Raw genomic sequence first — 15,551 nt, 5'->3', positions numbered from 1 at the left:
ACTATGATGTTAACATATAACTATATTTATTTACACTATTTTGTTGTATACTCTATTATGAATTTAAATATTTAGGAGAATTAATTGATATGAATATTACAAATACAGATATTATTTTGGCATCTAAATCGCCAAGACGTATGGAACTAATGAAGCAGGCAGGGTATGACTTTAAAATTGTTACTTCTGACACTCCTGAAATCACAACTAAAACTGCTCCTTTTGACGTTTCCATGGAACTTTCATCTATCAAAGCTTTTGGCGTTGCAAATTCCCTTTCTTTATTGGAGAACGACACTTTAATTATTGGAGCTGATACTGTCGTCTTTTGCGATGATGAAATCATGGGAAAACCATCTGATTATGATGATGCATTTCGTATGTTAAAGAAATTACAGAATAAAACGCATCAGGTTTATACAGGCGTAACCTTACTTCATTACACATCCGGAAATTCATCTCCGAAAGTTAAATTTTTTTATGAAAAAACAGATGTACATGTATGCCCTATGACTGACGATGAAATAAACAGTTATATTAATACAAAAGATTCTTTTGATAAAGCCGGAGCATATGGAATTCAGGGACCATTTGCAATTCATATTGAGAAAATAAATGGCGATTACAACAACGTAGTAGGTCTTCCTATTTCGCGCTTATATCATGAAATCAATAATTTTTCAGACTTGTGTTAACTTGTTCAACTGATATGTACCCAGAATTCCGGACATTTTTGTCCGGTAAAGAAGGTACATACAGTTTGTGAAGAGTTCTTATTATACTTATTATAAAACCTGATTTATTGAAAAGTCTTCATTAACCAATACAAATCCCGGTTTTTTGCCTATTTCTATAGTTCCAAATTCATCAAGAACTCCTATTGCCTTTGCCGGATTATAAGTTGCTGCTTTAATCGCATCTGCTATAGGGATTCCAAATTCTATGGCCTTAACCATACAGTCGTAAACATTTGTTACGCTTCCTGCCAATTCTCCTGTAACAAGTCTTGCCTCATTTCCTTTCTTTATAACAACCTGACCACCTAACTCCGATTCACCATCAGGCATTCCACAGGCTCTCATGCTATCACTTATAAGTATCACTCTGTCACTTCCAAACATTGAAAATGTTGCTCTTACAACTGAAGGATGAATATGTACGCCATCGCAAATCAATTCTGCTGTAACATTTTTGGCATCCCTTGCTGCACCTACAACGCCCGGATTTCTATGATTTAATCCTGTCATTGCATTATATAAATGTGTTGCATGTTTTGCTCCGCTTTCATATGCCAATGTTGCTTCATCATAATTTGCCATTGTATGTCCTACTGAGAATCTGACTTTATCGTGTAATTTTGAAATACACTCTATAGCGCCTTCTCTTTCAGGTGCTATTGTTACAAGCTTTACCATATTACCTGATTCGTCAATAAGTTCTTGTAACATCTCTGCGTCCGGTTTCTGAACATATTCAGGATTCTGAGCTCCTACCCTGTCCGGAGATATAAATGGGCCTTCAAGATTTATCCCTACGAGCTTTGCCTTTAATTTTTCTGAAGTATTTACCTGTTCATTATTTTTTTCCAAAGACTTAGTATTCATTTGAATATCCTTATATTCTTTTGCATTTCTGCAAATTTCCATAAGACGTTGTTTTGGCAATGTCATTGTTGCCGGACAAATGGCAGCTATTCCATGCTCTTTTTCATATTCTGCCATTTTTTCTACAGCTTCAAGTGTTGCATCACAAAAATCACTGCCAACACATCCGTGAAAATGGATGTCTACAAGCCCCGGAATTACCATTAAGCCATTAGCATCGATAATTCTAGTGTAATTATTATCTGATTTATTGTTATTTGCATCTGTACTACCACTAATATCACTTGAATTATTTGTACTGTCACCATTATTTCCAAAATATATAATATCCTTAATTTCACCTTTATCTAATATTATATCTGCCTTTTCAAATGTAAAATTCTTTGTAAAAACCTTACCATTCTTTATAATTTCCATAAAACCCTCACTTTTGCTTTTCTATAAAATTAATCCTTTATTAACACAAAGCAATTACCAAAATACGAAATTTAACCGAAAGTTTAAATAAAGTTATTTTAGTAATTGCTTTTACTTGTTTTAGTATTCTACTTATTTACACATAATTACAGTTACATCGTTATGTAACTGTAATACTGATGCCGGTACTTTTGGAGTTACCGGTCCAAAGAAGGCTTTTTTAGCTATCTCTGCCTTACCTTCACCACTTACTACAACAACAATCTTTTTAGCCTGCATTATGGCTTTAATTCCCATTGTATAAGCTTCCTTAGGTACTTCATCGATAGTATCAAAGAATCTTGAATTTGCCTTAACAGTACTTTCTGTCAATTTAACGCAATGAGTTTCTTTTTCAAATGCTTCACCTGGTTCGTTAAATCCGATATGTCCATTATTTCCAAGACCTAAAAGTTGTAAATCAACCCCTCCTGATTCTCTTATTATTCTATTATAATCTGAGCATGCTTTATCAGAATCCATTTCCAAACCATCAGGCACATATGTATTCTTTTTATCAATATTGATACGATCAAACAAATGCTTGTTCATAAAATATCTATAACTCTGTTCATTATCAGGAGCAATTCCTTTATATTCATCTAAATTAATTGTAGTAACATTAGAAAAGTCTAAATCACCTTTCTCGTACCAGCGAATCAACTGTTCGTAAGTTCCTATTGGTGTAGAACCCGTTGCCAACCCAATGACACTATTTGGCTTAATTATTATCTGAGCTGAAATAATATTTGCTGCAGTTCTGCTCATATGATAATAATCCTGTGTTTCTATAACACGCATTTATTTTCCTTTCCCTCCATAATTTCTGTAATCCGATGGAGATTTTCCTACATAACTTTTGAATATACGGCAAAAGTGTGTTACATCCTGAAAACCTACGCGTTCAGATACATCCTGAATCTTATAATTTTTATTCTCTAACAAATCTTTCGCCTTATCTATTCTTATTGTGTTAACTATTTCAAAAAATCCTCTTCCTGTGTACTGATTAAGTAACTTACTTAAATGCCAGCTACTTATAAAACATTGTTCAGCCACATCTAAAAGACTTAATTTCAATTTGTAATGTTCATATATAAATTTCAATGCGTTTTTAAGTATAAAATTGTTAGCATCAGTACATTTTAATCTATCCTTTTCAGGAGTATCACATTCAGGATGATTTTTTATAAATGTTTCATATATATAATTCTCTTCTTCATCTGAACGGCTCCATATAGAATCAATTTCTGCATTGCTGCTATCATTTCCCTTCTGCTTAAGATTGTTAGTCATTGCACTTATTGCTTCTTCTAACTCATCTATCTTTGACGGTTTTAATAAAAATCTTGTCACTCCAAGCTTTATAGCCTGCTGTGCATATTCAAAATTTCTAAATCCTGTCAATAAACACACTTCAATATCGGGATACTCAGACTTAATTGCTGCAACCATTGCAAGTCCGTCCATATTATTCATTGATATATCTGAAATTAAAATGTCAGGTTTTATTTTTCTCATAAGTTCTAAACCTGCTAATCCATTGCTGGCTGTACCAGCAATTTCACAATTCCAATTTGCCCATTCAATTCCTAATTTAAGCCCCTCTACTATAATCGGCTCGTCATCCACGATAATTACTTTATACATAAAACTCTCTCCTTATTATCCCTTAACAGCACCTACTGTCATACCTTTAATAATGTATTTCTGTAATGCCATATATACTACTAAAATAGGTATTACAATCAAAGTTACTGATGTGAACAGCATACCATAATTTACACCTTCTTTTGAAGCAATATTATTAAGAAGAATTGTAATTGCCCAGTTATCTTTTGTTCTAAGGAAGAACATCTGAGTAAACAAATCATTGTAGCTCCAAAGGAAACTAAAAATTCCAACTGTTACAAATGATGGCTTTGATAGCGGCATGATTATTCTAAAATAAATCTGGAATATATTACAGCCTTCCATATACGCTGCCTCTTCCAGTTCCACCGGAAGCCCTCTCATGTAACTTCTGAGTACTATTATAGCAAATGACATATTTCCTGCAATCTGCGGAAGTATAACTGATAACAAATTTAATGAAACATGTGGTGTGTTTACAATTCCCCAACCTGTCATCATTCTTAATACAGGAATGATGGTGGAGTAGATAGGGAACATCATTCCTGCATAAAGTAAGGCATCCAAAATTCCCTTGCCCGGGAACTTATACCTCGTTAATATATAAGCTGCCATTCCGGAGAATAGAATAACAACTACTGCAACAGTACCAGATATAATAAAACTGTTCCTGTATGCATTCAAAATGTCATAGTTGGCAAATACTGCTTTATAATTATCTAATGAGAACAGTTTACCAACAGGCAATGCAAATGAATTATTGTATATTGCCTTTTTATTTTTAAACGAATTCATGATGGACCATAGCAGAGGGAAAATTGTCGTAAGAGCCCAAACAATAAGAATTGTATATACAAATACCAAAGATATTTTAAAATTTTTCTTCTTCATGTCTTTTCTCCCTTCTATACATCATAATCGTCATTTGTCTTAAATATTTGATTTACTACAACTGACAATACTACACCTATTATTACAATAACAACTGCTATTGCCGAACTGTAGTCAACATCTACATATACTTTTGAGTACATGTATGTTCCTGTTAACCATGTATTTGACATACCATTTACAAACATTGTCCATGGTAAATCGAATACTTTTAAAGCTCCTGTTACTGCTAATACTACGCATGTACAAATACTATTTCTTAATAATGGAAGCGTTACATATCTAACCTGCTGAAGCTTTGAAGCTCCATCAATTTCTGCTGCTTCATATAAATCTTCCGGTATTCCGCTTAATCCCGTAAGTAAAATTATGAAATAAAATCCAACATATTGCCATATAACCGGAACAAGCATTGTAAACATCGGATGTGTTGCCTTCCAGTCAATCAATTCATTTTTACCTGCATCCAAAACACCAATAAGCTGTAGAAGCTGATTTATCATTCCTTTATCATAAAGGAAAACTAAGTTAAACAATAAGCCAAGGGCTGTTGCTGAAATAACAATTGGGAAAAAATATACTACTCTGAAAAATCCTGCACCTTTCTTTATATTGCTTACTAACAATGAAAGAACAATAGCCAGTCCTACTTCTCCAACAATTGTTGCTATAATCATAATTCCTGTATTTTTCAAGGCTATTAACATTTTCGGATCCTTGAAAATTTCAAGATAATTTTTGTAAAACGGAGCATTCCATTTGTCAGCTGCCGTCCCCATATACTTTATATGTTGAAAACTGTTAATTATGTTTTGTATGAATGGGTAGTAAAGAAATATCAACATAAAAACAAATGCCGGTATTAAGAAAAATGCAATATATTTTTTGTTTTGGTATATTTTTGCACCCATATTATATCTCCTTATTTTTTTAAAGCCGGAAGGTTTTTGTTCCTTCCGGCTCTAATTTCTACTTGATTATTTTAATAATTTATTCACCAGAATTAATTGTTAATGCTTCATCTACAGCTGCTGCAACTTTTGTGTTACCCTGAACAATATCTGCCATACCTGCAAAAATAGGATCTTTTGCTGCTGTTGATAAACTATCCTGTACAGCTGGAGAAATTCCAGTTGCTCCTGCACATAATTCTACACCTGCATTTGCAAGACTTGACATTGAATCAGCGTCAACTGTTGCACCATTCTTTAATGCTGTTGCTGAGCTTCCTGCAAATTTTGATACCATTTCATCACTTGTCATGTATTCAATGAAATCTACAGCTGCTGCACGTTTTTCAGGATCATCCCAGCATTTCTTTGTAATATAGTAACCACTTGAAAGACCACCGATAAGGTCTGTTGACTTACGATTTCCTTTTCCAGGAACGTATGTAACTGTGTAATTATCAATATCATCTACTGCTTCTTCAATACCACCAACTTTCCATGAACCATCAATTAAGAAAGCTGCTTTATCAGATGTAAATAACTCAAATGTTTCACTATCTGATGCTGTTAATGTATTGTCTGGGAAATATCCTTTTTCATAAAGGTCTTTGATATCATTGATACCATTTACCCAAGCTTTACCATATTCATCATCTGCTGATTTAGGTAATGTACTATGTGTAGCTACATCCTGGAAGTTGAAAATTGTGTATTCAAACCAATAATGTGGAATTTCCTGTAATGAAGCTGCTATTGGTGTGTAACCTGCTTTCTTTATTGTTTCACACATTGTCATAAATTCATCCCAAGTTGTATCTGCTGTTGGAGCTTCAACTCCTGCTTCTTTAAGTACATCCTTGTTTACAAATAATCCTTCCCAGTATCCATTAACCGGTACTGAATAATTCTTTCCATCTACAGGTGATGCTCCAAGCATGTCATCTTTCATATTTGATGCATAATCAGGATATTCCTGTCTGATTTCATCAATTGAAACTACCTTACCCTGTTCAACGAACTGGTTTGAATCAACTCCGTTGAAGAAGAATAATACATCCGGTTCTGAACCTGTTTCAAAGTCTGTAATAACTCTTGATTTAAATGTTTCATCAGATGTTGCTGAACTATCTTCAATCTTGTTTCCTGTTTCTTTAGTCCATGCAGCACAGGCATCTTTATAATTTCCTGCATTTGTGTCTTCACCTGCATATGTTGTTGTAACCTTTAATGTTACCTTTCCTGAATCTGCTTTGTCTTTGTTGTCGCTGCTGCTTGCGGCATCTCCATTGCTTCCGCATCCAACCATGGATACTGCCATAAGTCCTGCGAGCATAAGTGCTAATGGTTTTCTCATATAACTCCTCCAATCCATTCACTGATACCTTTTCTTTTTTCCTTATAACCATATGCTTTTTTTATTTGGTTATAAGTTTTTTCCGTATCTATTATTTATTACATGTATTATTCTATTCGAATTGCACAAAAAAGTTAATGATTTTGCTTGTTTATTTGTTGAATATAGTTGTTCATTTTTGTATAAAATATTTAATCTTTTTGCAAAAATTTGTATTTTATTGTTTTCAATTTAAAAATTTTGCTATTATTGTCAATTTTCCATTTTGAACCTATCTATTTTCAGTTTACTTTCAGTAAGATTGTCATCAATGTTTTCTATAGATAAACCACTGTTTTCACCATATAAAAGCTTAAGTCTCATGTTTACATTTCTAATTCCGATATTATGTACATTCTCTTCCAGTTTCTGATCCGAAAGTAATATTTCTATCTTCGCTTTATCAGCCTCAGTCATATTTCCATTATTATGAACAACTATATACAAGTTATTGTAATCTGCATATATTTTCAGGCTTCCTATAATATTCCCCTCTTTATCTCCTCCATGCTCTACAGCATTTTCTACAATTGGCTGTACTATAAGTCTTGGAATCTTTAAATTAAGTAAATTTTCATCCACATCTTTATCAAAATGGAATCGGCTTCCAAATCTCTGATGAATGATATACAAATAAGCATCTACGTACTTAAGTTCCTCTTCAATAGTGATGAATTTTTCTTTTTTTCTATTCATTGTCGCTTCCATCATTACTCCAAGAGATTCAATCATTCCACTTACATCATGATTTCCACTCATTCTGGCCTTCCAGTTAATAATCTCCAATGTATTATTTAGAAAATGTGGATTAATCTGTGACTGCAACGCTTGCATATTTGCATCTCTTAATGCTACTTCTTCTGCATATATTCGATTAAAAGATTCTTCAAGTCCTAATGACATATGGTTAAATGTATCTATTAGTTTTCCAAATTCTTTATTTCCTTCAAATGCAGGTAAAGTTATTCCATATTCTCCTTCTTCAATCTTTTCAGACATTTCCATCAAATCTGAAATTGGTTTATTGATATTTCTGTAAAAATAATAAAATGTTAACGCTGCCAATAAAATTGTAATCAAAATGATTAATACATATATATATACATACGTAAACGATTCATTAAGTACTTCCATTCGATTTAATTTAACAATATATGTAAACTGCTGATTATTGCATCTTGTGTACAGATTTACAGTATAATTGTTACTATCATAATTGCTTTCTGTTTCTGTAACTTCTCCATAATTTCTTTTATTATTATCAGCATAAATTTTGAATTTTTCATTATTTATATCATTTTCATAATCAGGTTCACATACCATATCTCCATCTAGAAATATAGCCCCATTTTCTCTCCACACTACATTATCCATGCTTTTAAACATATTTGATTTATTTATTTCCATAACAATAATTGCATAAGGATTGTAATCACTTGTAACCAGATTTCTAACTAAATACAGATGTTCTCCTATCTCTATAAATTTAGTATTAGTTCCCATTCTTTGAGCTACTGACTTTATCTGTGTCATAGCATTATTTTTAAAATCTGAAATACTTGCATAAGTCGCTCCCGCAACATTGCTATACGTATAATATTCCATTGTTGTTTTTTCTTTAAATACAACAATTGTGCTTGAAATCATTGAATTATATTTGTACTTTTCACTAAGATAACTAGATATTTCTCTGTACATTACCGCTTCATTTTTATCTTTTAGGAATTGTAAATAACTTGTTCTTATGACATTGTCATATGAAGCCTGCTTTGATTCCTGTATTACTTTTTCTATATTACTGTTGCAGTTTTCTGCAGCATTTTCCATAGATGTAACTACTGTATTTCTTACCTGATTAGAAGTTTTTGAAGCTGACGAGAAAAAAAGAACAACCGACAATGCTCCAAACGGTACTACAAGGCATATTACCAGCAGTCGAATCATCCCAAAGGTCAGATTTGCCTTTTTCCTTTCTTTATTTAGTGCATTATATCTGTTGTTCTTTTTCATTATTAGTCTCCCTTCAACTTTTACTATTATTTCTGTCGGGAAACTTATTTATTATTCTGTTACTAATATTATATAAATAATTATTATGTAAATGACTTATTAAACTTATGTTACTCCAAAATTACTACTTTAATCCTAAGAATTTCTCATATATTTCACAAACTTCAATAGCCTGTTCTTTTGTTGGCATTTCACAGAAAATACGAATCAACGGTTCTGTTCCTGAGAATCTGCCAATTACCCATCCTCCGTTTTCAAAATAAACTTTGCTTCCATCCATATACGAAACATGCTGAATCTTATATGGTAATTCCGGAATCTGTTTATCTTCCATTAATATTTTGTGAATTTCTTCTTTCTTTTCTTTTGTAAATTTGTAGTCACGCTCTTCCATATAAATAGCTCCGCATTCAGCTTCAATGTCTTTATATATTTCAGATAACTTTCTTCCTGTAACTGCTATCATTTCTATAAGTAACATTGCTGCGTAAATACCATCTTTACCATTAATATGTCCACGTACTGTAAGTCCTCCGGAAGATTCCCCGCCAATAACTGCATTTTCTTCAGTCATTTTTGCTGATATATACTTAAAACCTACCGGAACTTCGTAACAAGTTTCCCCAAACTTATTTGCTACCTTATCAAGCATATGTGTTGTAGCTACGTTTCTAACTACTGCACCATGCCATCCTTTATATTTTACAAGATAATAATATAATAACACAAGAATGTCATTTGGATGAAGAAATCTTCCTGTATCATCAATAACTCCAATTCTGTCCGCATCTCCATCTGTAGCAATTCCTATGTCAAATCCATAATCAATTACTCTTGTCATAAGACCTCTAAGAGTTGATGCACTTGGTGATGGAAGCTTTCCACCAAATAAGGTATCATGTCTGTCATGTATTGTTTCTACATCACATCTTGCCGTAAGCAGTAATGTTTTTAAAGGTATTTCAGAAACTCCATACATCGGGTCTAAAGCAACTCTAAGACCTGCATTTCTGATTTTCTGCATATCTACAGCATTAATTATATTATCTAAGTATTCATTTAAAGGATAAATTTCTTTAATCAACTCTTTGCTTACTGCCTCATCATAATCCATTTCTTCTATAGAATCCACATCTATTTTTGAAGCGTAGTCTTCTATTTCTTTTGTCTGATTTTCATCAGCATCTCTGCCACCATAAGTAAATACTTTTACACCATTGTAAATAGCCGGATTATGGCTTGCTGTTACCATCATTCCATATGGCATTTCATGTTTTTCTACATAGAACATAATAAGAGGAGTAGGCGCTGATTTGTTAACGAGCAATGTTGTAATTTCCTGTGCTGCAAATACCTGTCCCATCCATCTCATAGCTTCTTTTGACAAAAATCTCTTGTCATAACCAATTATCATTCCTTTATCAGTCTTGCCTTCTGCTTTCATTTTGTTGCACATAGCCTGAGCTAATAATTGAATGTTTTTCTTAGTAAATTCATCTCCTATGACTGCTCTCCAGCCGCCTGTTCCAAATTTAATCATGTAATCCTCCTCATTATACCTTATGCTACCCCATGGTGATTTCAACCAGATTATGGCTTCCTTTTTCCATAACCGGAATAAAATCTACTATTTCCCCATTTAATTTTATTTCTTTAACTCCTTTATTAACCTTATTAGGGTTAACTACATTTATATCGTACTCCGCGCCTCTCCATACACGGTGAACTTTAAATTTATCCCATTCCTTTGGAATGCATGGATCAATATTTAATTTATCAAAATCAGGTCTGATTCCAAGCATATATCTTGTTGCTGAGAAATATGACCATCCTCCACTTCCTGTCATAAACGGATGTCTTGCTCTTCCGTATGCAGTATGGTCTTTTCCCATGATAAACTGGCAATAAGAATATGGTTCTGCTTCTCTGATTTCAATCATGTCATTCTGATTGTATGGACATAATGAATTATAATATTCCATTGCCCTGTTGCCTCTTCCAAGTACACATTCTGCTGCCCATGCCCATGGGTTTGGATGTGAGAATATCGCACCATTTTCCTTGACACCCGGATATACTCTTGTGATAAATCCTATATCATCATCAGGAACTGTATACGATGGAGCATTTAACATTATTCCATATGGTGTTGCCAAATATTCTTTTACACTGTCCATAGCCTTAATGCCTTTTTCTTCCGATGCCGCCCCCGACAATACTGCCCAGGCATTTGACTCTAAATGAACTTTACCTTCTTTATCTGTACTTGTTCCAATTTTCTTTCCGTTTTTGGTTATTCCTCTTATAAACCAATCTTTATCCCACAATTCATTATTACATACATCTTTTACATGCATGGCCATTTCCTTATATTTCTTAACATCATCATCTCTTCCAAGATACTGTGCTAATTCTATAAAATTGTTTATTGCCCAATAATGTAAAAATGATACTAAAGCACTTTCTCCTCCGCCAAGATTTAAGCAGTCATTCCAATCTGCCCTAAGTCCTAAGCAAATTCCTGTTGCTCCTACTTCTTTTGCTGAAAAATCTAATATTCTCATCATATGTTCATATACAGTACCTTCTCCCTTATCTGCATATGGAACAATCTGATCAGCAAATTCGATTTCTCCTGTTTCTTTTATATATTCCACAATAGATGGTATAAGCCATAAAGCATCATCTGAGCATGCATCTTCAATACCATGTATTATATCTGACTTATTAATTCCCGGAATTACTGTAGGTGATTTAAAAGGTTTCTTATCATCCTTTTTCTTTTCAAACCATTCCGGTTGGAATAAATGTAATCCATATCCTTTTGAAACTAATCCATTAAGAAGCTGTACTATTCTCTGTTTACACTTTTCCGGATTAGAATGCGGTATAGTCATTGAATCCTGCGCCGTATCTCTATATCCTAATCCCGTTCTTCCACCTACTTCGATGAAAGATGCAAATCTTGAAAACATTACATTAACTTCTGACTGATATAAATTCCATATATTAATCATTGTGTTCATTGCTTCACTTGGAGTTTCAATTGTTAATTTATTAATTTTATCATCCCAATACTTTTCCAAATCTTTGTATGCTTTGTCCACATTTGTAAAATCGCTATACTTTTCTCTTATTCTTCTGCCTTCTGTGTCATCGCCTTCACCTAACATAAAGATAAGTCTGACTTTTTCGCCCGGTTGTATTACAATATTTTTCTGTAAAGAACCGCAGTGATTATTTCCTTTTTCAAATGAACCTGTACATTGTCCATTTATTACTGCCTGTGGATTATCTTCCGTATGATATAAACCCAGGAACTTGTCTCTGAGGCAATCGAAGCCATCTGGAGAAAAATTTGAAGTAAAATACTGATAACCAAATTCTTCATAGAATAAGTCATACAATATAATTCCATCCTTATATGAGGAACCCGCACAATACAAACTCATCTGAAAATTCTGATTATCTATCATAATATGATGGAAGGAAAATTCACAATAAGAAAAAATACTTAAGTTCCTAGGTTTATTGTCTGTATTTTCAATAACTACATCCCAAAGTTCAACATCATCTTCTATTGGAACGCAAAGTTTCTGACTTGCTTTTAATTTATCATATTCGCATTCATAAACAGAATATGATAATCCATGTCTGCACTTATACTTAGCTTTATCAAGTGGCTTTCCTACCGGCTGCCATGAAATGCTAAAGTAATCACCATTATCATTGTCTCTTACATACACATAATGTCCCGGTCTGTCCATTGGCACTGAATTGCCTCTAAACCTTGTTACTCTATGATACTCAGGTGTTTTATAAAACATATAACCACCTGCCGTATGATTAACTACCACACATGTATCTTTCACACCTAAATAATTCGTCCATGATGTAGGAAGATCCACTCTGTCTATTACATACTCTCTTTTTTCATTATCAAAATGTCCGTATCTCATAATCCTCTCCCTGCCTATTTTCTTAGTTAAAATAATGATAGCAAATATAATCTCTTTTTTGAATGAACGTACTTGTTATTACTTTTCTCTTTTTGTCAGATTTGTTTTTATTTTTTGTTATTTGGAACAAATAAATACAAATCAGCAATAATTTACGGATTAATCAATCTATTACATTTGTCATAAATATTATTTGATAGCAGAGTCAAAAAACCACAACTTTAATTCTTACGGATTGTTTCAGTAAATTGTAGATTCATTATGAAAATAAAGAAAATCAATTTAATTTTAGACTTTATTTATGTTTGTTTAGGTGTAAAATATACATATAAATAAACATCAAAGTTGGGAGGTTTATATGAGAGAACGATTACAGGAATTTTTGGACCATATGGAAATGGTCACATCAAAAGAATTGTCAGACAATGAACGTGAAGCAGTTTTTAACGATTTTATGAAACAGATTCAGTTTTTCCAAAATGAAAGACTTATTCATTTAATCGTAACAGTTACATTTGCAATTATTGCAATTTTTACAACTTTGGCAAATTATGTTCTCCAAAGTATATGTGTGTTTGTATTTTTGCTTGCAATATACATTCTTCTTTTATTTTACATAAGACATTATTTCTTTCTCGAAAGAGGAGTACAAAAGCTTTACCTCTACTATGATAAACTTGTCAAAAACACTTATTATAGTGATGATGTGAAGAAAAAATGCAGTTTAGTTTAAAAATAGCGTACTATTTTCAAATAAAATAATTATCGACTTTTTTCGACTATAATTAATTTGTAATGTTAAAATCAAAAAGCCACTTTTAGAAAAACAATGTTTTTCTAATCATGTAAAAATACCAAATTGGGATGTTTTACAAAAAAAGGCTACCACTTTACGTAATTTGTAAAGTGGTAGCTTTTTTAATTAATAGCTTTTAACTTAATAATAAAATTTTATCTATCCCATTTATCACAAAGTGCCTGTACCTGGTCAGCAAATTTTGCAAGGTCTTTATTTGCACCGCCTTCATTACGTTTAATAACTGCAAGAAGTCTCTGCCCTGCAGCAAGTAATCTTTCGTATACAGTAGATGGTTTTCTCTGTTTTGAAGAGTTGCTTTGTATTCTGATTGGAACTCCTTCTTTTATTAATTCACCTGTTGCCAGGTCAAACTGTGTTCCACTGTAAGGAGCATATGCATCATATCCATGTTCATCTCTTAAAAGTTTTGCAAAAATATCACATACCTCATCTTCACCATGAACTACAAAGACTTTCTGTGGTCTTTTCTTCATAGCTTCGAGCCATTTTACTAACTCTTTCTGATCTCCATGACCGCTTATACCTTTTAAGGATTCTATTCTTGCCTTAACAGCTATTTCTTCACCAAAAAGTTTTACTGTTGTTGCTCCTTCAAGTATTGCTCTTCCTAACGTACCGACTGCCTGATAACCTACAAATAATATTGTAGAGTTCTCTCTCCACAGATTATGCTTCAAGTGGTGTCGTATTCTTCCGGCTTCACACATACCTGATGCAGACAATATAACTTTTGGCATATTATTCTGGTTAATAGCAACAGATTCATTACTTGTAACTGAAACCTTTAATCCATCGAACTTCAACGGGTTAACTCCCATGTTAATTAATTCCATTGTTTCTTCATCAAAGCAATCAATTACGTTATTATTAAATACATTTGTTGCCTCTATGGCAAGCGGACTATCTACATACACTTCAAAATTAGGATAGTTCTTAACCATATTATCTCTTTTAATAATACGGAGGAAATATAGCATTTCCTGAGTTCTGCCTACGGCAAATGACGGGATAACTACATTTCCACCTCTTGCAAATGTTTCGTTTAATATTCTCGCCAGAGCTTTTACATAATCAGGTCTTTCTTCATGGAATCTGTCACCATATGTAGATTCTATTAAGACATAATCAGCTCCATCCATTGTCTTAGGATCTTTAATTATTGGTTTATTAATATTACCAATATCTCCTGAGAAAATTATCGTCTTAGACACATCACCTTCAGTAACTTTTACCTCGATGCTTGATGAACCAAGCAAATGTCCTGCATCTACAAACTTAATCTGGAATTCATCACATACACTCACAGTTTCATCATAGTTTACCGGAACCATTAATTCACAGGCAGCTACTGCATCTGCCATCGTATAGATTGGTTCATATTCTTCCTTACCGGCTCTCTTTGCCTTTCTGCTTTTCCATTCAGCTTCAAATTCCTGGATATGTGCACTATCACGAAGCATTATGTTACATAATTCGCAAGTTGCTTTCGTTGCAAATACCTGTCCTTTAAAGCCTCTCTTTACCATAAGCGGAATTAATCCTGAATGGTCAATGTGGGCATGAGTTAAAAATATGTAATCTATATCTCCTGCTGCCACCGGCAACTCCTGATTTACATAAATATCCTTTCCCTGTTCCATACCACAATCTACAATAGCTTTTTTATCCCCAACCTGTAAATAGTGGCAACTTCCTGTAACCTCATGGTCTGCTCCAAGAAATGTTATAATCATAAAATCATCCCCTTTATATTAAATTTTAATCCGAACTAATTAATATTTTTATTATATCATTTTATGATTACAGGGTCAAAAATATAAAACGATTTTATTGCTT

The 15,551-nt window shown here is 33.0% G+C and carries 12 protein-coding genes; 2 read left to right on the top strand and 10 right to left on the bottom strand.

Features of this window, described 5'->3' with window-relative positions:
• Positions 1-89 precede the first annotated feature (89 nt).
• Complete coding sequence (locus CCC31_RS10005; protein ID WP_290851301.1) at positions 90-695, top strand: Maf family protein; 606 nt, start codon at positions 90-92, stop codon at positions 693-695.
• A 90-nt stretch (positions 696-785) separates the two neighbouring features.
• Here the strand turns inward: CCC31_RS10005 and nagA are convergent, their stop codons facing one another.
• The 9 genes from nagA to CCC31_RS09960 form a co-directional block, all read right to left on the bottom strand.
• On the bottom strand, positions 786-2,021 hold the full coding sequence (gene nagA, locus CCC31_RS10000; protein WP_290851299.1) for an N-acetylglucosamine-6-phosphate deacetylase: 1,236 nt from the start codon (positions 2,019-2,021) through the stop codon (positions 786-788).
• A 132-nt stretch (positions 2,022-2,153) separates the two neighbouring features.
• The gene (nagB, locus tag CCC31_RS09995) at positions 2,154-2,861 is read right to left on the bottom strand and encodes a glucosamine-6-phosphate deaminase (protein ID WP_022087979.1); all 708 of its coding nucleotides are present in this window, start codon (positions 2,859-2,861) and stop codon (positions 2,154-2,156) included.
• Positions 2,862-3,710 (bottom strand): response regulator, encoded by an 849-nt coding sequence (locus CCC31_RS09990; protein ID WP_022087978.1) that lies wholly within the window; start codon positions 3,708-3,710, stop codon positions 2,862-2,864.
• A 15-nt stretch (positions 3,711-3,725) separates the two neighbouring features.
• Positions 3,726-4,583, bottom strand: coding sequence for a carbohydrate ABC transporter permease (locus CCC31_RS09985; RefSeq protein ID WP_022087977.1), 858 nt, complete (start codon positions 4,581-4,583; stop codon positions 3,726-3,728).
• 14 nt (positions 4,584-4,597) lie between these two features.
• Positions 4,598-5,494, bottom strand: coding sequence for a sugar ABC transporter permease (locus CCC31_RS09980; protein ID WP_022087976.1), 897 nt, complete (start codon positions 5,492-5,494; stop codon positions 4,598-4,600).
• Between the two features lie 79 nt (positions 5,495-5,573).
• Entirely contained in the window at positions 5,574-6,887 is a 1,314-nt protein-coding gene (locus tag CCC31_RS09975) for an extracellular solute-binding protein (RefSeq protein WP_022087975.1), read from the bottom strand.
• 252 nt (positions 6,888-7,139) lie between these two features.
• Positions 7,140-8,936, bottom strand: a complete 1,797-nt coding sequence (locus CCC31_RS09970) for a histidine kinase (RefSeq protein ID WP_022087974.1) — start codon at positions 8,934-8,936, stop codon at positions 7,140-7,142.
• 124 nt (positions 8,937-9,060) lie between these two features.
• Positions 9,061-10,476, bottom strand: a complete 1,416-nt coding sequence (locus tag CCC31_RS09965; RefSeq protein ID WP_022087973.1) for a phosphoglucomutase/phosphomannomutase family protein — start codon at positions 10,474-10,476, stop codon at positions 9,061-9,063.
• Between the two features lie 25 nt (positions 10,477-10,501).
• Positions 10,502-12,895, bottom strand: a complete 2,394-nt coding sequence (locus tag CCC31_RS09960) for an amylo-alpha-1,6-glucosidase (RefSeq protein ID WP_290851294.1) — start codon at positions 12,893-12,895, stop codon at positions 10,502-10,504.
• A gap of 358 nt (positions 12,896-13,253) precedes the next feature.
• On the opposite strand from CCC31_RS09960, the gene CCC31_RS09955 reads away from it, so the two are divergent.
• Positions 13,254-13,628: a hypothetical protein gene (locus CCC31_RS09955; RefSeq protein WP_022087971.1), complete on the top strand. Its 375-nt coding sequence runs from the start codon at positions 13,254-13,256 to the stop codon at positions 13,626-13,628.
• 218 nt (positions 13,629-13,846) lie between these two features.
• Here CCC31_RS09955 and CCC31_RS09950 read toward each other — a convergent pair whose 3' ends face one another.
• On the bottom strand, positions 13,847-15,448 hold the full coding sequence (locus CCC31_RS09950; RefSeq protein ID WP_117909984.1) for an MBL fold metallo-hydrolase: 1,602 nt from the start codon (positions 15,446-15,448) through the stop codon (positions 13,847-13,849).
• Positions 15,449-15,551 lie beyond the last annotated feature (103 nt).

Source organism: Eubacterium sp. LMAG:50 (assembly GCF_008680265.1).
In the GTDB taxonomy this organism is placed as follows: domain Bacteria; phylum Bacillota; class Clostridia; order Lachnospirales; family Lachnospiraceae; genus Eubacterium_U; species Eubacterium_U album.
This window is presented reverse-complemented; position numbering and strand designations above follow the sequence as displayed.